The sequence below is a fragment of the Paraburkholderia sp. BR13444 genome (assembly GCF_040948755.1).
Classification (GTDB): Bacteria; Pseudomonadota; Gammaproteobacteria; order Burkholderiales; family Burkholderiaceae; genus Paraburkholderia; species Paraburkholderia youngii.
In genome coordinates this window covers 326,517-343,923 of sequence record NZ_JBFPKM010000001.1, presented here as the reverse complement: position 1 = coordinate 343,923, position 17,407 = coordinate 326,517, and the positions used below count along the sequence as shown (strand labels likewise).

Here is a 17,407-nt window from a genome sequence, read left to right as displayed (position 1 = left end):
GCAGCCATGATTATTCGCGAGTCGAAGCGCGATGTCGAACCGGCAAACCGCTAGCGCCGGAAAATGACCTGCGCCGTGCCGGCCGCGATCGGAGAAGAGGTGTGCTGGTGGACGATTTTCCATCCGTCGGCCTGCTGCCTCAGCGTCATGGTCAGGCGATTGTCCATCGCACGCAGTTCCACGCCGCCGGCGTCGACGGCTTTGTATGTCGCGAAGGCGTGAACGACGGCAAGGTCCGCGGCAACCATCGTGTGCGCGTCGCTGAAATTCACGATCACCCGCTCCGCACCCAGCGAACCGAACCAGCCCTCAGCCATCGCGCGCCACGATGCGATGCCGTTGTACGACCATGTACCCCACATGTCGAACACCACCGCGTCGCGGTCGTAGAGCGCGACGAACGAGTCCACGTCTTTGGCCCATACCGCGGCCTTGTAGCCTTCCAGGACTTGCAGGATCGGATTGTCGAGTTTGTTCACAGTGTGTGCTCCTGAGTGGGACTACGAGGGGTTCCTGACGGATTGTCTTGCCAGGTAACGACGATCGACGCACCACCGGATCGACATCCAGGCGGAAAAAATCTTCAACGCGATATGCCGTTGCATTGATCAGATCACGCGCACGTCACTGGGCGGTCTGCTGACGTTGATACTCGTTGTGCTTCATCTGCAGATAGTCGGCGCGGCTGACCTCGTGCAATTGCCGCGGATACTGCTCGGTCGCATCGAACCAGTCGGCCAGACGTTTGTCGAGACGGGCGTTGGGCGGGCTGGCAAGCGCGCCAAGATAGGCATCGATGGCGAGGAAATAGCGCATCGTATTGCGTTCGACCAGGCCGCGCACGCCGCCGATGTATTGCGGCTCGCTCGCCGACGAATCGGGCGTCAGGGAAAAGCCGACTTTGTCGCTGCCGATCGTCGCCAGATAGGTTTTCATCGCAATCCGTCCCGCGGTGCCGTATCCGTATGCGTAGGTCAGGTGAATAAAGGTGCGGTTATCGCCGACCGGGATCGCTTCCAGCACGATACGGTAGTCTTTCGTGCTCAGCGGACCCGTGGCCGCGGAGAGCTCGACGCGAAAATAATCAGGCGTGCTCGCTACCGGGCGAAAGTTGAATTGCACGCGGTACGACGACGAAAGGGCTTCCTCGGTCTTCTTGCCGATGTTCACGGTGAGGACGGTACCGCTGTCGCTAGTGGACGCGTGGCAGTATTTGGTGTTCTGATGCAGGATCAGCACGTCGCACCAGTTGGCCGGGCCTTGAGTCGGGTCGCTGAGCGCGCCGCTCACTATCGCGAAAGGATGGTTGAGCACGCCGTAGATATCGCCCTTGAGCGCCGACGGCAACTCCTGCGATTCGAGGTACAGCGGTCGATGAAACTGGTTGTGCGCGAGTTGCTGCGTCAGACTTTGATATTTCTCGCGCAGGCGAGCCGCGCTGTCGTCCGCTTGCGCGACGACGTTGTGGCACAAGAAGCAGAACACCGTGGCGATCAGGACGATCCACCGCGATCGCATCCGCCGATTCTCTGCCAGGGATGTGGCAAGCCTGCTCATGGTCCTTCTCCCACTTCGAATCAGGTTGTGGCGCAACGGGCGTGGACACGATCCTGCGAACACTCATCGCTGGCCCGGCTCCCACTCCGGACTATAACCTCCGAGCGCCGGGTGATACATCTCATCGCCCGAGTGCTGAGTGAATTCGACGTTGAGCCGGTCTTCGCGCAAGCCCAGAATCTCGATGCAGAGCGAGCAAAGTGCTTTGGCCAACTCCATGCGTAACTCCGGCGGCCGCCCTCTTCTGATATCGAGCATCATCAATGCGACAGGCACTGGCTCCCCGCTCTCCTCCTCAATGCGCCACACGCTGCCCGGACCGAGTTCTCGTATGGCTACGCTGATTCGCCTGACATCGACCGACATTATTCGGGCATACGTCTCACTCATTTTCGCTGCGAGCAGTCTTTTGCTCTCGACAGAGTAGTGATCGTTTACATCAAGCTGTAGATAAGGCATCGCGTCGATCTCCGAGGAAGTTTTTCGCACGCGCCAACTATATGCCGCACCATCAAATCGATCAAAACCATCGCAATCACTTATTACGTCACCGACGTGCCGCGTGGCCGAGGTGGACTCTGTTTTGGCTATTCACCTTTGCACGATGGTCTTCACTATTTACACGAGTTCGCAGTCGTGAGCTCGCGCCCGCATTCAACAACAATGAGTCGTTTATTTCATTGGCTCTCCTACTGTTTGCGCACCTTCTCGCCAGCAGCGTGCCTGCTGTCAAATCGATCGTCAGGAGAATCGTCATGCGTAAGATGCTTACCCTCGCTGTCGCAGCGTTTTGCATTGCGTCCTTTTCGCACGAAAGTCGCGCGTCTGGCGACGATGACGTCCCACAAGCCCGATGCACGCTACCGCAAGGTACGGTCGCCTTGGTGGAAAAACAGTTGCGTACGGTCGTGAACCTGCCCGATGGCAACGGCGGGATCTTCAAACCCAACCGGATGTGGGCGGCCATCGTCGATCGCCAGGGACATCTCTGTTCGGTGATCGTGACCGGAGATGCCTGGCCTGGCAGTCGGGCCATCGCCATCGCGAAGGCTTATACCGCGAACGGCTTTAGCAACGATGCACTCGCGCTTTCCACGGCAAACCTATACGCGGCCACGCAACCGGGCGGCTCGCTTTATGGACTGAATAATTCGAATCCTTTTGACGCGCGCTTCCTCGAACAGGGCAGCGGCATCGGACACACGCTTGGCGGCGTCATTACCTTCGGCGGCGGCGTCGCACTCTATGCGGGAGGGAAAGTCATCGGAGGATTAGGCGTGAGCGGCGATAGCGCCTGCGCCGATCATGCGATCGCGTATCGCATGCGCAAGCTCGCGGGGCTCGGCAGTGTGCCCGCCGGCCAAGGCCCGAACAACACGGATAACATCGTCTACTCGACGAGCGGATCTCCGATGGGCTTCGAGCATCCGCATTGCTTCCCGAGCGACCTGAGCGCCGCCAAAATCGAGCAGATACCTTCGCATTGACGGCAATCGTCGCCCCATGGAATCTACGACGAATCATCACGGGAGATATCGACTTGCGCAAGACACGCCTGCTCCGATTTACAGAACGCTTCTCGATCAGGGTAAAGGCGTCTGGCTGCCTTGAGCATTGACATCGATACCCTGAACCCGCATCACGGGCTCCGCATCGCCAGGCACGAGCTGGGGTTGCGATGAAAACCGCACCTGCAAAACCGCGGCGAACGCGCGCTCGAAGGCGTTGGCATCGTCGGCCGGCATGATCGCCTCGAGCGCTTTTGCGAAGCCGGATGCGCCTTCGATGTCCGCACGGCTGAAAGCACTGCTGCCGCGCGAAAAGACGCGTTGCACGTCTTCTTTCAACTGCTGAAGGGCCGCGACGACCTTTTCATAGGCGTGAGCAGGCGCTTCCGTGTGGTCCGGAGGTTCGGCTGTGCACAGCGCCGGCATGAAGGCGAGCACGTTCCTGTCGATATCGACGCGCGCAGCAAGGGTCTTGATGTGTGACGCCTGCACTGATGGACCGGCGTCGCGACGGCGACACCACGCTTGCGCGCGTGCCGCACCCAGCATCGCCGCTGCGAAACACCGGAAATCATCGAAGCGCAGATGCCTCGCGGCACAGTCGAGAACGGCGTCGGGCGTCAATTCCAGCTCGTGCGCCACCGCCAGGCTGGTCTTCATCACGATCAGGACAAGCTCACCCCACTCGTCCTGACGCCCCCCTCTCGTCGAGTTCGCGTACATCGTAGGTCCCTCTATGCACGCCCCGGACACGTCGCTAAACCCTCGCCACCGGCGACATGACCGCGCGTCACAGCTCAGGCTAGCCATCGCGGCGACACCAGGCGCAGTTCGGCTCACGGCACCGCGAGCACTTTGCGCACCGGCTTTTCGCCGGTATCGGCGGGCCATTGTGAGCGGATCTTCGTCACGACCAGGTCCGGCAGCGCTACGTAGTCCAGTGCGTTGACCGTCTGTCCGCCGTGGCTCAACGCCCATTCGAAAAACTTCAACGTGGCTTTGTCGTGGCCCGGCTGGTTCGGCGTCGCGGGTAGCAACACATAGGTCGCGCCCATGACCGGCCAGGCGTCCTTGCCCGGCTGGTTGGTCAGCAACTGCGACAGGGAACCCGACCAGTCGGCGCTCGCCGCCGCTGCGTTGAAGGTGGCGGCGCCGGGCTGCACGACATTGCCCGCCGCATTGGTCATGGCCACGTACTTCAAGCGGTTCTGTTTCGTAAAATCCCATGCGACATAGCCTATCGCGCCGGGCAGATAGCCGACGTACGTGGCAATGCACTCGTTGCCTTTGCCGCCGATGCCGAGCGGCCATCGCACGCTAGTGCCTTCGCCGACCCTGCGCTTCCATTCGGGACTGACCTGCGCGAGGTAGTGAGTCCAGATCAGCGTCGTGCCCGAGCCATCCTGGCGACGCACCACGGCGATCGGGTAATTCGGCATCTTGATCTTCGGGTTCAACCGCACGATTGCCGGGTCGTCCCAGAACTGAACCTTGCCGAGAAAGATATCGGCGATGACCGGCCCGGTCAGCATCACTTCGCCGGCTTTGAGCCCCGGAAGGTTCACGACGGGCACCACGCCGCCGATCACGATTGGAAACTGCCGCAGGCCGTTGCGGGTCAGTTGATCGTCGCTCAGTGGCGCGTCCGAGCCAGCAAAGTCGACTTCCCGGGCGATCACCTGCTTGAGCCCATCGGACGAACCCGTGCCCTGATAGATCACCCTGCTTCCACCCGACTTCTGGTAGTCGGCGGCCCAGCGGGTGTAGAGAGGAGCGGCGAACGTGCTGCCGGCTCCTTTAATGTCGGCCGCGTAGGCAGCGGCCGCGCATGAACAGCAAATCAGACCAGCGCTGATGGCGCCCAGTGTTCTCACCAATGTCTCCCGTCGGTTCTTGTTCCGGGACATCGCTGATCCAGACCTGCAGTGCGTGAGCTCGTTGGAGGGCGACCGTGCCGGCGATTCAATGTGCAGCTTTCATCCGGGGTGTGGCTCTCCTGCATTACGCGCCATATCGGACATTAAAGAACGGTGCCTGGCCGAATTCCAGTTGAATCATGCTATCGAACGCGCCACGGCCGGCGCCCGCCGCCGCTTTTGCAGGCACCCCGTGTCGGGAGTTGCCGACCCCATCCCTTCACGTCTTGTCCCACGGCGGCACGCCCGAGAACGCGTTGACCAGAAAATCGATTGCCGCACGAACTTTTGCGCTCACGTGGCGACGGCTCGGATACAGCGCGAGCACATCGATATCCGGCAAGCGGTATTCAGGCAATACCCGCAGCAGCCGGCCCGCGCGGAGGTCCTCGCCGATCAGAAACGTCGGCTGCCAGATCACGCCGTGCCCCGCGAGCGCCGCCGCGCGTGCGGTGTCGCCGTTATTGGTGTGCATCTGGCAGTTCACCTCGACAGCATGCGTTTTACCGTCTTTGTCGATCAGTTGCCAGACGTCCGCCGTGGCCGCATACGTATAGCCGATACATCGATGTCCGAGCAGATCCAGCGGCGTTTCCGGATATCCCGAACGTTTCAGGTAATCGGGCGATGCACACAGGATGTTTGTCGACGTCGCCAGTTTGCGGGCCGCGTGATCGACCGTGCCGGCGCGCGAGATGCGAATGGCGAGATCGAAGCCCTCTTCGACGATATCGACGACGCGGTCTATCAGCGTGATGTCGAGCTCGACGTCGGGGTATTGCTGCATGAACCGCGGCCACAGCGGCGCGAGATGCTGGATGCCGAAGCTGACCGGTGCATTGATACGCAGCCGTCCACGCGGTTCGATCGACGTTGTCGACACGAGTCCTTCCGTTTCGGCAACGTCTTCGAGAATGGCCTTGCAGCGCGAATAAAGCGTTTCACCGGCCTCGGTAAGAGACAATCTGCGTGAGGTGCGATTCAGCAGTCGCGCGCCGAGGTGCGCCTCCAGGTCATTCACGTAGCGGGTCACGTTCGCGGGGGAGGTTTCGAGCGCATCGGCCGCGCGCGCGAAGCTGCCCCGGGTGACGACCGTTACGAAAACCTCAAACGCGCGCAGCCGGTCCATATGGCGCCCCAATCATTCATAAAACCTGAATGATACTGCCATGTTTTTGGTCTTTCTGTCTCAAGAACGGAATCTTATAGTGCTTCTCAACGAGCCGACGCAGTGGGCATCGGCCGCTGATCAAACCGGAGATTCAACATGCAACGCTTGACAGGAAAAGTCGCTATCGTCACCGGCGCCAGCGCGGGCATTGGTCGCGCCGCCGCAAAGTTGTTCGCCGCGGAAGGCGCGAAGGTTGTGGTGGCCGCACGCCGCGAAGCCGAACTCGACACGCTGGTCAGCGAGATCGCTCGCGACGGCGGTACGGCTGTGCCGCTGGCAGGGGACGTGCAATCCGAAGAATTCGCGAAAGCGCTGGTCGCACTCGCCGTCAGCCGTTTCGGCCGTCTCGACATCGCGTACAACAATGCGGGGACGCTCGGTGAGATGGGACCGTCGACCGGCGTGTCGGAAGCAGGCTGGTCGGCGACGCTGGCCACCAACCTGACCAGCGCGTTCATCGGCGCCAAGCATCAGATTCCTGAAATGATCAAGCAAGGCGGCGGATCGATCATCTTCACGTCGACCTTCGTCGGCTACTCGTTCGCCTTCCCGGGAACGGCCGCCTATGCCGCGAGCAAAGCCGGGCTGATCGGACTGACGCAAGCGCTCGCGGCCGAATACGGTGCGCAAGGCGTGCGCGTCAACGCGATTCTGCCGGGCGCGGTGGACACGGAGATGTATCGCGGCATGAACGATACCGCTGAATCGCAGACGTTCGTGACCGGGCTGCATGCGCTCAAGCGGGTCGCGAGGCCAGAAGAGATTGCCCGCTCGGCGCTGTACCTCGCTTCCGACGATTCGTCCTTCGTGACGGGTACGGCTTCGTTGGTCGACGGTGGGGCTTCGATTACGCGCACCTGAGCTGGGTTCGGGCGCGAACGTCGATCAGCGTCGGCTGATCGACGAGTCCGCTACCATAAAAAATAAACGAACACTGTATGGTTCCTCACCTAATCTTTGATGAGCTGACCGCGAAAAGCGAAGCGCGAGTCAGCCGGAGTAATTAACAAGGAGGTGGGCCATCATGAAGACGTTAGTCCACACAGTTTGCGCGGTCGCTGTCATGACTTTGCCAATTGCATCGGTGGCACAGACCGAAAGCACGCTGACGCACGCACAAGTCCAGGCAGAGATCGCGCAACTCGAGCAAGCCGGCTTCAATCCGGCCAATGCGAATACCGTCGACTTTCCTACCTATATGCCGACCGTCACCGCCCCTGCCGCAGGTCAGAGCAGCGGCTATGGCCCTGCGACCAGCGGTACGCAGCAGATGGGCCATCCGGCCGGCGCGACTGGGATGAAGCCGGTGTTCTTTGGCGGATCTTGAGCTTGCTCGTCTGACCGGCTCGACGATGCAGAAAATGCCGTCCCTGCCTGGGACGGCATGGAGAGTCGTGCTTTGCGCGCTTGCTTTTGGAATATTTGCCGAATTTCGCACGCACCCGCACCGCGCGCCATATTGCATGACGCCTGCTGAATTGCTGATCCTCTTTCGCTGAGCGCCTAGGCGCAACCAGCTAACACATATCAACGTTTATTAACGTCGACGGTCAGGATTTCGTATCCGGGATCGGCGTTCTCGGTCGCGACTTTGTTCGCTTCCTCGTATGAGCGAAACGACGTGGCCTCCTTGATCTCCGGCGCCATGCCGATGTCGCCATCCTCCGCGGTGCAGAGGAACTTCTCGCCGGTCTTTACGACGTAGACGGTCGTCATATCTCCCTCCGTAGCTTGCAGGGCAATTTCCAGTCTAGCAGGCTGGAAGAGTTGCGCAGGCTCCGCCGGGTCACCGAGCGCCGCCAACCAGCCGCTCCGCCGAATCCGCCAGCACGTCCCGCAGCTTTTCCAGCGACAACGGCTTGCTCAGATGATGATCGAAGCCCGCGGCAAGCGTTTGGTTGCGCTCCGAGTCCGACGAATAGCCGGTCAGCGCGACGAGTATCGTGCCGTCCAGCTCGGGGTTCGCGCGAATTCTGCGTGCCACCTCGAAGCCGTCCATCACGGGCATCGCCACGTCGACGATGGCAAGCTCCGGCCTGGTTCGCGTGATCAGGTCGATGGCCGCGCGACCGTTGTCGACCGCGGACACGCGATAACCCTCCAGGTCGAGCAGCACGAACAGAACGTGCAACGCGTCGACGTTGTCGTCCACCAGAACGATGCGCAGCGCCCGGAAGTCCCTGCCCTTGTCGGTGGCGTCGCCAGGCGTCGCTGGCGGCTGCGTTCGCAGGATCGGCAAACGCAGTGTGACGCGGGTGCCGCAGCCCGGTCCATCGCTATGGATGTCGATTTCGCCATCGTGCAGTTCCACCAGCCGTTTGGCGACGGCCAGACCGATACCGAGCCCGCCTTCCGAGCGCGCGCTGCCGCTCGAGCACTGCGCGAACAGGTCGAACACATGCGGGGCGATCGACGACTCGATGCCGATGCCGTTGTCGCTGACCTCGATCACCAGCATCCGCGCGTCGGACGGATTTCCCGAGCGAACCGTCAGCTCGATCAGTCCGCCCGCCGGCGTGTACTTCGCCGCGTTCGACAACAGATTGCCGAGCACCTGACTGAGCCGCACATGGTCGGCGCGCACCGGAATCGCGCGGTCCAGACCGGTCAGTTTCAGCGTATGACCGCGCGAGCGTACGTCGTAGTCGATCGCGGCTACGGCGTCGGAAACGATCTCGGCCAGCAACGTATCGCTGCGCCGGATCGTCAGCTTTCCGTGCTTCAGACGCGCGGCGTCGAGCAGGTCATCGACGAGGGTGCGCAGATGCTTCATCTGCCGTTGCGCGATGGTCAGCACCGCGTCCGCCTTGTCGTTATCGACCACCAGACGCTTCGCCGCGGCAATAGCGCCATCGATCGGCGCCATCGGGTTGCGCAACTCGTGCGCGAGCATCGCGATGAACTCGTTGTGGCGGCGGTCGTTGTCCGCGCCGTCGTCGCGAACGTTGACCATCGTCACGGCCGCGCCCGCGACCATCGCGAGATCCGACAGCACCCGTGCGTCTTCGCTGTCGAAGCGGCACCCTTTGTTGTGCGACATCACCCATATCGCGCCGAGGTGGCCGTTATCGCACGGAATGGGTACGACGATCCCCTCGCGTACTTCGACGCCCGGAAAGTTCAGACTGGAAAACTGCTGTTGCGGATCGACGAACAGGCGCGCCGCGCCCCCTTCGAGCGTGACGCCGCATGGACATTCGTCCCACGCGGTCGTGCGCCCCTGCAGGCCGGCGCACAGGCCCGCCACCGCGAGCCAGCGAAAGCGCCGGCCGTCGGGTGGCCCCTCGACCAGGCTGATGCCCGCGCTGCCCGCGCAGCATAACGCCATGGCCTCGCTGGCAATCGCGTTCAGCAGGTGTTCACGCGAGCCGGTTTGCGCGCGCGCGAGCCGCAGCAGCGACTGGTTCTCTCGGGCGTAATCAGCCTCTTTGGCTGGACGGCTCGCTAATTCGTCAGCACTGGGAGCCATGATGTTCCACCGACGTTGACGGGCACCCGCGCACAAGGCGGGCGTAAGGGCCGGTACCGCGCCGATACCGCGCCGATACCGCTGCCGACGAGTGTAGGTCAGCTGGGTCGCGCGGTCTCGGCTTCTGTCATTTGCACAGCGCTTTTTACTTCTATTTGTCCGCAACGTCCTGCTCCGCTCACCGTCGACATGGCGTCCCATGAACAGCGGACGACGCAGTATAGGAACTCAGTGCCACGCTGCGGGTGTCCGTAACTCATGGGCACCGGACAGCCGAGCCAGCCTTGACGCGGGCACGCTTGCAGGCAACTGGACGGCACTATACGGATCGCGAAGTCGCGAAAAGCGTTGTGGCTTGCCGCATATGACGTTCGCTGCGATCGATAGCTGAATCCGTCGGTTAGCGCGATGACATCGGGTTGTTACGATCGCTCGATTCCCCCGTTTTCAACGCTCGACAGGACGCCCACATCATGACGCAAATAACACGGCGCGCATTCACCCGCTTCGCAGTGGCATCACTACTGGCCGCCAGTGCTCCGCGCGGCTTCTCGCAAACTCCGCCTGTCGCGCTGCGCATCGGCTATCAGAAGTCTTCTACGCTCATCACGTTGCTGAAGGCACGCGGATCGCTGGAAAAAGCGCTCGCGCCGCTCAACGTGCGCATCTCCTGGAACGAGTTCGCGAGCGGACTGCCGCTGACCGAAGCGCTCAACGTCGATGCCGTCGACTTCAGCGCCGATGTCGCCGACACCGTGCCGATCTTCGCCCAGGCCGCGCATGCGCGCTTCGTCTATGTCGCGCAGGAAGCGCCATCGCCGGGCGCGCAAGCGATCATCGTGAAGAAGGACGGCACCCTGCGCACGCTGGCCGATCTGAAGGGCCGCCGCATTGCGGTGACGAAGGCGGCGGGCAGCCACTATCTGCTGCTTGCGGCGCTCGCGCGCGCGGGGCTCAAGCCCGCCGACGTCGGCGTGAACTACCTGAGTCCGGCCGATGGCCGCGCCGCCTTCGAGCGCGGCAGCGTCGATGTCTGGATCACCTGGGATCCCTATGTAGCGTCGGTCGAGCGCGAAGGCGACGTGCGCATACTGAGCGACGGCGCGGGCCTTGCGTCCTATCAGCGCTACTACCTCGCGTCGCGCACCTACGCCGACGCGCATCCGCAAATCATCGAGACCGTGTTCGAGCAGTTGCAGACGGCCGGCGACTGGTTGCGCGCTAATCCGCTCGACGCGGCCAACACGCTCGCGCCGGCGTGGGGACTCGACGCGCCGACGATCGAACGCGCCAACGCCCGGCGCAGCTATCTGGTGCGAGCGCTCGCGCCGCCGAACTTCAGCGAGCAGCAGACGATCGCCGACGCGTTCTATCGCGCGGGACTGCTGCCCGCGCCGGTCGAGACGAAGCAGGCGCTGTACTGGGACTTCGCGGCGAAACAGGCGAAGCCGGTCGGCGCGTGAGCGATCACTGCGCGATGGAGCGCCGCACATTGCGGGCAATCCACGCCGCGGCACCGGAGCGGCCCGCGATCGACAGCGTACGGCGCGGCCCCAGCACGATGCCGCCGACCACCAGGGCGAGCAGCAACGCGACATGCGGCGCCTCGGCGAGCGACGCGAGCACCGTCCTGACCGGGGAGCGCGACGCCGCGCGCGCCGCGGGCAACGCGGCAGTCCGGTTCGCCACTACCAGGGCGGTTCGCGATGCCTCCATGCGTTCCAGAATGGCGACCCGGGCAAGCTCGTTTGCGTGACTTGGCTGACTCATTTGAGCGACTCCCTGAGAGCGTCGAGATCGGAGTGAATCTCGGCCTTGAGCACGTGAAGCGATTGCGCCGGTTTTTGCGCCCGCAAAACCAGCAAAGACACGATGCACACGAGCAGCCACGCGGCAGCCACGCCCCACACCACCGCAAGAAAGTAAGGCGTCTGCCACGCGGTGGCGATGATCGCGATGCAAATGAAGGACAGCGTGAACAGCCCCGCGACCGCCAACGCGACGAGTGCGCTCAACTCGCGCACCAGGCGCTTTCGCGTCTCCTCGATTTCCAGCGCGAACAGTTCGCTATAGTCGGTGACGCGTTCGACGCAGAATCGCCCGACGTTGCGCCACCTCGTGACCTTCGCATGGATTGACATTCCGTCCTCCTCACGATTCGTTTGCGCCGACCGCGGTAAGCAAAGACTTCGCTCCTCGGCCGACAGAGCGAAGCGACACCCGCGTTGAACGCAGCGCAAGAGCCGGGCCCGCGCTCACGCGACCGCACGCCGCGTGCCCGTAGCCGGATGGATGCCTTTACGCGTTCGCGCTGGCGGCACATAGTTTGCTGGAATCGGGCAGATCAATTCGCTCGCCGAGGACAGCATGACCCCGCTCCCCCCAACCGATCACACTGACCACACCGCCGGCGCCGGCATCGGCGAGACCGGCTCCGATATGGCTACCGCGGATGGACGCGCGATGCCGGCCGCGCGCGACGAGCGCGGCTTCCACCACGCGATCCATGACGCGCACCGCGGCGCGCTGATCTCGGTGACCACGCATCGGAACTCGCGAGGCGCCTGGATCGCCGACGTGTCGATTTCCCGCGACGGTCGACCGATGGAGATACCGGCCAATTTGGCCAACGTGGAGCCCGTGACGCCGGAATGGCTCACCGAGGAGGAAGCGTTGCGCGCCGGCATCGAACAGGGTCACTATCTGATCGACCGGACTCTGGGCGAGCACGCCGCCACCCTGTCGGCGTCGCAGCCGCGCCGCGACGACGAGCGATAAGCACGGCCCGATTCGGAGGAAACTCACATGCTACTGAGCGATGAAGAACTGGCGCGGCTGGAAGGCGTCGAGCCGTTCCTGCGGGAAGAAGCCAGAAGCGCTCTTCCCGCCGACGCCGATTACGAAGTTCTCGCCGAACTGCACGAGCATTTGCAGCCCGGAATACGCATTCGTGTGCCGGCCGGTCCGGACATCGCGATGGAACCGCGAGTGCCGCCCTACCCGCTCGATCTGTTCGTCGGTTTGCCGCTCGACGAGCTGCGCGACGTCGCCAACGATGAAGGCGCCGCACGCGAAGCGGCGCTCGCGCGGTTCGCCACGACATTCGCTCCAAGGCTGCAGCGAGCGATCGCCGCGCTGACACCGTACCGGATCGATCTTGCGGCAGGAGTGCAAAGCGAGCGAGGAACGCTCACGGTGATGCTGGAGCCGGTGCGCTGACGCGTGAGCCGCACACGCGCATGTCGCAACCGCGTTAATCGTCGCTATCGAGCCCGCCTGGCGGCGGCCCGATCGTGATGCCCGCGCCCGACCCTTTGTGAGTCCCCGGTGGATAGGCATCGGTTGCGGTCTCGGGCGGAACGTCCGCGACGCAGCGGCTCGCACCCCCGTCGCGCAGACATTGCTCGAACCGGTCCGCCTCCTGCGGCGAGCGAAATTGGTAGATCTTGCTGGCAACCTGCACCTGCGTGTCCGACAGTCGCTTCGACAGTGTTTCCATCACCACTCCTTTTTGCTCGTAGATCTATCGCCACGAGCAACGCGCGCGCCACCTCTTCATCAGAGGCCCTAGCGCGCCGCGCTCAAGCGTCTTGCGTCCGCGATGCCGACCGCGGCCCGCAAGTCGTCAGGATGAACCATTAATTCCCGAACCTCACGCAGCGTCGCGTACTGGTCGAGCACCGTCCGCCATCTCGGCGATTCGAGCAACTGATGCCACACCGGTTCGAGATCCGCGCAGTCGGCGTCGCGTCCGTCCGCCAGCGCACCTGCGAAATCGAGGCTCGCCTGGGCCGACAGCAGTTGCATCCGGCTCGCGGGACTCAGCACGCGCGGCGCCGCTTCGACGGGAGCGTCACAGCAATAGAGCACGGTGCTGCGAAGACCGGTTGCGTCGCTCGTCAGCGCGGCAAGCGACGCGCCGCTCAAATGCACCGTCCCCTGCTGCGTGCGAAACGAGTAGACGGTGTGCGGCTCCGCGTGCGCCAGCAGCGTCAGTCCGCGCACGAGCCGCGGCAGATCGGTGGTGGCCGCGTCGACCGATGCCTTCGCTTCCACGAGCAGGCATACGTCCCACGCCGCTGCGTCGGCCGGGGGCTGTGCCTGGCGCAGCAGCACCACATCCCATTCGGTTTTGGCGCGCTCATGGCTTGCGGGTATCGCGGCCGGCACGCGCATCGAGTTCACGACGCGGTAGATGGCGACCGCTCCCTGAGCGTGATTGAGGCGCTGCGCGAGCGCGTCGAGTGCATCGGCGGCCAACGCTTCGACCGCGGCGCCGCGCTGCTTCGAACTCAAGCCTCGCTCGACCGCGCTCGAGCTTCCCGGGCGCGGCCCCTGACGATCCCACAGCGTCTGGTAGTGGCGCACGCGCTCGTCGGACGTCAGCGCGTTCAGGCGCCGTAAGCGCTGCAGCGCGGCACTCTCCAGCAATTGCGCGAGGCCGCGTTGCAGCGCCGCGTCGTGCGCGATTTGCGGCGTATCGATGCAAGTTTGCACGGCTTCGGCCAGTTCGGGCCACGCTTCGGCGACCGCGAGCGCGTGCAGACGCGCCAGCGCGTCGCGTTGCGGACCGGGGAGCAGCCGCTGCTGTTTGGCCGGATGCGCGATCGCATTGACGGCCGCGTAGATCAGCCGGCGATCGACGCTCGCGTGCGCGGCCAGCGACGCGTACTCGCGCACCACCGCGCTGCGATGCCGTAGCAGCATCGCCTGAAACACCGGGTCGCCGGCTTCCTCGCGCAGCGCCTCGCGGATCATGCGCGCCAGCGCCTCGACGAAGAAGCGCCGGTTCGCCGCATCCGGCGCTTCGCCACGCGCGCTCGCCTCGCGAGCCTGCTCGATCGCGAGCGCCAGCACGGTGGCGGGACTCGCTTGCGGCGTCGGCGCGCAGACGGCCGCGAGCGCCGGCAGGCGATAGCGGCGCACGACAGCGTCGAGCATCTCGTCGAGCAACGAAGGCGATGGCGTCGCGGACATAGCGATATGTCGATAAGTTGGCGAAATAACTTTACCTGAAGGTTCGGTGCGGCGCGCGGACCGCACGGGCCGCGCGCGGCTGGCGCGCGTCGTGCTGCATCAGCGCTCGACGGAGCCACTTTATCGTCGCGGCAGCGCGAGCCGAGCGTTCGCGCGCTGCCGCAAGCCGAGGACAGCATGTCAGCACCGCAACCGGAAACCGCAGCGAGACCCGCTCGCTGGCGCCACACGATCAACGTCGCGAGCGACGCCGCCGGCCGTTTTCTGTCGGACCGATGCGCGATGCTCGGCGCCAGCATCGCGTTCTATTCGGCGTTCTCGCTAGCGCCCACGCTGCTGCTCGTGCTCGCGGTCATCGGCTGGATCTTCGGCCGTGATGCCGCGCAGGGGCGGCTTTTCGAGCAGGCGCGGCAGCTGGTCGGCAACGACGCGGCGCACGCGATGCAGGACATCGTCGCCCACGCGCACTACGCGGGCGGCAGCGGCGTCGCCGCGGCGTTCTCGATCGCGCTGCTGCTGGTCGGCGCGTCGGCCACGTTCTCATCGTTGAATACCGCGCTCGACATCGTGTTTGCCGCGCACCCGCGCAAAGGCATTGCCGGGCTGGCGCTGCTGGTGCGCGCGCGGCTCGTATCGATCGGTCTGCTTATCGGGCTCAGCTTTCTGCTGGTCGTGTCGCTCGTCGTCGATGCGGCGATTCAGTCCCTCGGCGGTGCGCTGTTCGGCAATTCGGCGCTGGGCATCGTTGCCTATGTGCTGCAATCGTTACTCGGTTTCGTCATTCTGGCCGTCGGGCTCGGCGCGCTGATCAAGTGGCTGCCCGACGCGGCGGTGCCGTTGCGCCCCGCGCTCGTGGGCGGCAGCGTCGCGAGCCTGCTGTTCACGGCGGGTCGGCATCTGTTCAGCTTCTATCTCGTGCATGCGGGCACGGCGGGCGTGTTCGGCGCGGCCGGCTCGCTCGCGGTGCTGATGATGTGGCTGTACTTCTGCGCGGCGGTGTTCCTGTTCGGCGCGGAAGTCACCGCGTCGTTGTGCCGGGCCTCCCCCGCTCATCCCGGGCTTCGGCGAGCATGAAACCGTTCCGCGCACAAAACGGCATTGCCATAAACTCTGTAAAAAAATTGGCTCGCGGAAAATCCAGATAAATATTACAAAAACGCCGCCAATAAACCGACAATTACATTTGCCCGACATTAGACAATGCATGACGAATTCAGCACGAATATTGCTGTGCGCATTAACACGGAGAAAAACGGCCTCAACCATGCAAACGCTTAATGCTCGGCGTACACTCGCCGGGAAGCGCTTGCCATAAGGCGCAAGGGCTGCGGTTCCGGCCGCGATCGAACGCGGACTTGCGAATACTCAGGAGGACAACCAATGAGCTGGACTCGGGAACAGAGAAACGTCACGATCGCCGCCTATCTAGGCTGGACGCTCGACGCATTCGATTTCTTTCTGATGGTGTTCGTATTGAAAGATATCGCGCAGGAATTCAATACGGACATTCCGTCGGTCGCGGTCGCGATCATGCTGACCCTGATGATGCGCCCGCTCGGCGCATTGATTTTCGGCTGGCTCGCCGACAAATACGGCCGCCGTCCAACGCTGATGGTCAACATCGGGTGCTTCTCGTTGCTCGAACTGCTGTCCGGTCTGTCGCCCAACCTGATGACGCTGCTCGTGCTGCGCGCGCTGTTCGGTATCGCGATGGGCGGCGAATGGGGTGTCGGCGGCGCGCTGACCATGGAAACCGTGCCGCCGAAATCGCGCGGCATCGTCTCGGGTCTGCTGCAAGCCGGTTATCCAAGCGGCTATCTGCTCGCGTCGATCGTGTTCGGCGTGTTCTATCAATACATCGGCTGGCGCGGCATGTTCTTCGTCGGCGTGCTGCCGGCGCTGCTCGTGCTGTACATTCGCGCGCACGTGCCGGAGTCGCCCGCGTTCCAGACGCTCGAAAAGAAGGTACGTCCGGGCCTCGTCGCGACGCTCAAGCAGAACGTCGGCCTGTCGATCTACGCGATCATCCTGATGACCGCGTTCAACTTCTTCTCGCACGGCTCGCAGGATCTGTATCCGACTTTCCTGCGCGTGCAGCTCAAGTTCGATCCGCATACGGTGTCGTGGATCACGATCGTCCTGAACCTCGGCGCGATCTGCGGGGGTCTGTTCTTCGGCTGGGCATCGGAGAAGATCGGCCGCAAGCGCGCGATCTTCATCGCCGCGCTGATCGCGCTGCCGGTGCTGCCGGTATGGGCGTTCTCGACCACGCCGTTTCTGCTCGCGCTCGGCGCGTTCCTGATGCAGATCTCGGTGCAAGGCGCGTGGGGCGTGATTCCGGTGCACCTGAACGAAATCTCGCCCGATGAAATCCGCGCGACCTTCCCCGGTCTCGTGTACCAGCTGGGCAATCTGATCGCGTCGGTCAACGGTCCGATGCAATCGAAGATTGCCGAGATGCACGACAACAACTACGCGCTCGTGATGGCCGTCGTAATCGGCATCGTCGCGATCGTGATCTGCGCGCTGATTCCGTTCAGCCGCGAGCGCCGCGGCATCGACATGACGCAGTCCGCGCGCGAGATCGTCGGCGCGGGCTCGACGGGCGGTGCGGTCGGAGGACAGCGCATATAGCCGCTTCGGGCGTTCGAATGAAAGCCTGGCGCCCATCAAATCGCAACGCAATACGAGGCCGTTCCGATTCGCCCGGAACGGCCTTTTCATTTCCGACGCGGTATCACGAGCCGCGCTTCGCAAGCACGGCTTTCGTCAGATCTTCTAGAGGAGTTAGTCGAGCCCGCTCCTTGCT

The 17,407-nt window shown here is 63.5% G+C and carries 20 protein-coding genes; 8 read left to right on the top strand and 12 right to left on the bottom strand.

Going from position 1 to position 17,407, the window contains the following annotated elements; all coding sequences use genetic code 11:
• Nucleotides 1–50: 50 nt before the first annotated feature.
• From AB3X95_RS01505 to AB3X95_RS01495, 3 genes are all read right to left on the bottom strand, one after another.
• Complete coding sequence (locus tag AB3X95_RS01505; RefSeq protein WP_176365785.1) at nt 51–479, bottom strand: nuclear transport factor 2 family protein; 429 nt, start codon at nt 477–479, stop codon at nt 51–53.
• 145 nt (nt 480–624) lie between these two features.
• Complete coding sequence (locus AB3X95_RS01500; protein ID WP_368620498.1) at nt 625–1,557, bottom strand: hypothetical protein; 933 nt, start codon at nt 1,555–1,557, stop codon at nt 625–627.
• A 63-nt stretch (nt 1,558–1,620) separates the two neighbouring features.
• On the bottom strand, nt 1,621–2,016 hold the full coding sequence (locus tag AB3X95_RS01495) for a 4-oxalocrotonate tautomerase family protein (protein WP_368620497.1): 396 nt from the start codon (nt 2,014–2,016) through the stop codon (nt 1,621–1,623).
• Nucleotides 2,017–2,237: 221 nt separating this feature from the next.
• Here AB3X95_RS01495 and AB3X95_RS01490 point away from each other — a divergent pair, with 221 nt between their 5' ends.
• Complete coding sequence (locus AB3X95_RS01490; RefSeq protein ID WP_368620496.1) at nt 2,238–3,044, top strand: heme-binding protein; 807 nt, start codon at nt 2,238–2,240, stop codon at nt 3,042–3,044.
• A gap of 96 nt (nt 3,045–3,140) precedes the next feature.
• Here AB3X95_RS01490 and AB3X95_RS01485 read toward each other — a convergent pair whose 3' ends face one another.
• The 3 genes from AB3X95_RS01485 to AB3X95_RS01475 all read right to left on the bottom strand — a co-directional run bounded on the left by AB3X95_RS01485 (nt 3,141) and on the right by AB3X95_RS01475 (nt 6,110).
• Nucleotides 3,141–3,788 carry a hypothetical protein gene (locus AB3X95_RS01485; protein WP_368620495.1) on the bottom strand — a complete coding sequence of 216 codons (648 nt, stop codon included), beginning with the start codon at nt 3,786–3,788 and terminating at the stop codon, nt 3,141–3,143.
• Between the two features lie 113 nt (nt 3,789–3,901).
• Nucleotides 3,902–4,972: a phosphate ABC transporter substrate-binding protein PstS gene (gene pstS / locus AB3X95_RS01480; RefSeq protein ID WP_368620494.1), complete on the bottom strand. Its 1,071-nt coding sequence runs from the start codon at nt 4,970–4,972 to the stop codon at nt 3,902–3,904.
• 229 nt (nt 4,973–5,201) lie between these two features.
• Nucleotides 5,202–6,110: a LysR family transcriptional regulator gene (locus tag AB3X95_RS01475; RefSeq protein ID WP_184225618.1), complete on the bottom strand. Its 909-nt coding sequence runs from the start codon at nt 6,108–6,110 to the stop codon at nt 5,202–5,204.
• A gap of 138 nt (nt 6,111–6,248) precedes the next feature.
• On the opposite strand from AB3X95_RS01475, the gene AB3X95_RS01470 reads away from it, so the two are divergent.
• Both AB3X95_RS01470 and AB3X95_RS01465 read left to right on the top strand, forming a co-directional pair.
• Nucleotides 6,249–7,013 carry an SDR family oxidoreductase gene (locus AB3X95_RS01470; RefSeq protein WP_176108876.1) on the top strand — a complete coding sequence of 255 codons (765 nt, stop codon included), beginning with the start codon at nt 6,249–6,251 and terminating at the stop codon, nt 7,011–7,013.
• A gap of 163 nt (nt 7,014–7,176) precedes the next feature.
• The gene (locus AB3X95_RS01465) at nt 7,177–7,479 is read left to right on the top strand and encodes a DUF4148 domain-containing protein (RefSeq protein ID WP_176120010.1); all 303 of its coding nucleotides are present in this window, start codon (nt 7,177–7,179) and stop codon (nt 7,477–7,479) included.
• Between the two features lie 200 nt (nt 7,480–7,679).
• On the opposite strand, the gene AB3X95_RS01460 is transcribed toward AB3X95_RS01465, so the two are convergent.
• Together AB3X95_RS01460 and AB3X95_RS01455 are read right to left on the bottom strand one after the other, a co-directional pair.
• On the bottom strand, nt 7,680–7,868 hold the full coding sequence (locus AB3X95_RS01460) for a hypothetical protein (protein ID WP_176108878.1): 189 nt from the start codon (nt 7,866–7,868) through the stop codon (nt 7,680–7,682).
• Nucleotides 7,869–7,938: 70 nt separating this feature from the next.
• Complete coding sequence (locus tag AB3X95_RS01455; protein WP_368620493.1) at nt 7,939–9,621, bottom strand: ATP-binding protein; 1,683 nt, start codon at nt 9,619–9,621, stop codon at nt 7,939–7,941.
• A gap of 473 nt (nt 9,622–10,094) precedes the next feature.
• On the opposite strand from AB3X95_RS01455, the gene AB3X95_RS01450 reads away from it, so the two are divergent.
• Nucleotides 10,095–11,084, top strand: coding sequence for an aliphatic sulfonate ABC transporter substrate-binding protein (locus AB3X95_RS01450; RefSeq protein WP_368620492.1), 990 nt, complete (start codon nt 10,095–10,097; stop codon nt 11,082–11,084).
• 4 nt (nt 11,085–11,088) lie between these two features.
• On the opposite strand, the gene AB3X95_RS01445 is transcribed toward AB3X95_RS01450, so the two are convergent.
• The gene (locus AB3X95_RS01445) at nt 11,089–11,391 is read right to left on the bottom strand and encodes a hypothetical protein (protein WP_255214961.1); all 303 of its coding nucleotides are present in this window, start codon (nt 11,389–11,391) and stop codon (nt 11,089–11,091) included.
• On the bottom strand, nt 11,388–11,762 hold the full coding sequence (locus AB3X95_RS01440) for a phage holin family protein (protein ID WP_176108881.1): 375 nt from the start codon (nt 11,760–11,762) through the stop codon (nt 11,388–11,390). The genes AB3X95_RS01445 and AB3X95_RS01440 overlap by 4 nt, the downstream gene beginning before the upstream one ends.
• 226 nt (nt 11,763–11,988) lie before the next feature.
• Here AB3X95_RS01440 and AB3X95_RS01435 point away from each other — a divergent pair, with 226 nt between their 5' ends.
• Together AB3X95_RS01435 and AB3X95_RS01430 are read left to right on the top strand one after the other, a co-directional pair.
• The gene (locus AB3X95_RS01435) at nt 11,989–12,399 is read left to right on the top strand and encodes a DUF6566 family protein (RefSeq protein ID WP_368620491.1); all 411 of its coding nucleotides are present in this window, start codon (nt 11,989–11,991) and stop codon (nt 12,397–12,399) included.
• A 27-nt stretch (nt 12,400–12,426) separates the two neighbouring features.
• Nucleotides 12,427–12,840, top strand: coding sequence for a hypothetical protein (locus tag AB3X95_RS01430; RefSeq protein ID WP_176120015.1), 414 nt, complete (start codon nt 12,427–12,429; stop codon nt 12,838–12,840).
• A 34-nt stretch (nt 12,841–12,874) separates the two neighbouring features.
• On the opposite strand, the gene AB3X95_RS01425 is transcribed toward AB3X95_RS01430, so the two are convergent.
• Both AB3X95_RS01425 and AB3X95_RS01420 read right to left on the bottom strand, forming a co-directional pair.
• Nucleotides 12,875–13,120, bottom strand: a complete 246-nt coding sequence (locus AB3X95_RS01425) for a hypothetical protein (protein WP_176120016.1) — start codon at nt 13,118–13,120, stop codon at nt 12,875–12,877.
• Nucleotides 13,121–13,188: 68 nt separating this feature from the next.
• The gene (locus AB3X95_RS01420; protein ID WP_368620490.1) at nt 13,189–14,598 is read right to left on the bottom strand and encodes a 3-deoxy-D-arabino-heptulosonate 7-phosphate synthase; all 1,410 of its coding nucleotides are present in this window, start codon (nt 14,596–14,598) and stop codon (nt 13,189–13,191) included.
• A gap of 177 nt (nt 14,599–14,775) precedes the next feature.
• Here AB3X95_RS01420 and AB3X95_RS01415 point away from each other — a divergent pair, with 177 nt between their 5' ends.
• Nucleotides 14,776–15,672 carry a YihY/virulence factor BrkB family protein gene (locus AB3X95_RS01415; protein ID WP_184225614.1) on the top strand — a complete coding sequence of 299 codons (897 nt, stop codon included), beginning with the start codon at nt 14,776–14,778 and terminating at the stop codon, nt 15,670–15,672.
• A 306-nt stretch (nt 15,673–15,978) separates the two neighbouring features.
• Entirely contained in the window at nt 15,979–17,232 is a 1,254-nt protein-coding gene (locus AB3X95_RS01410) for an MFS transporter (RefSeq protein WP_176365778.1), read from the top strand.
• Nucleotides 17,233–17,407 lie beyond the last annotated feature (175 nt).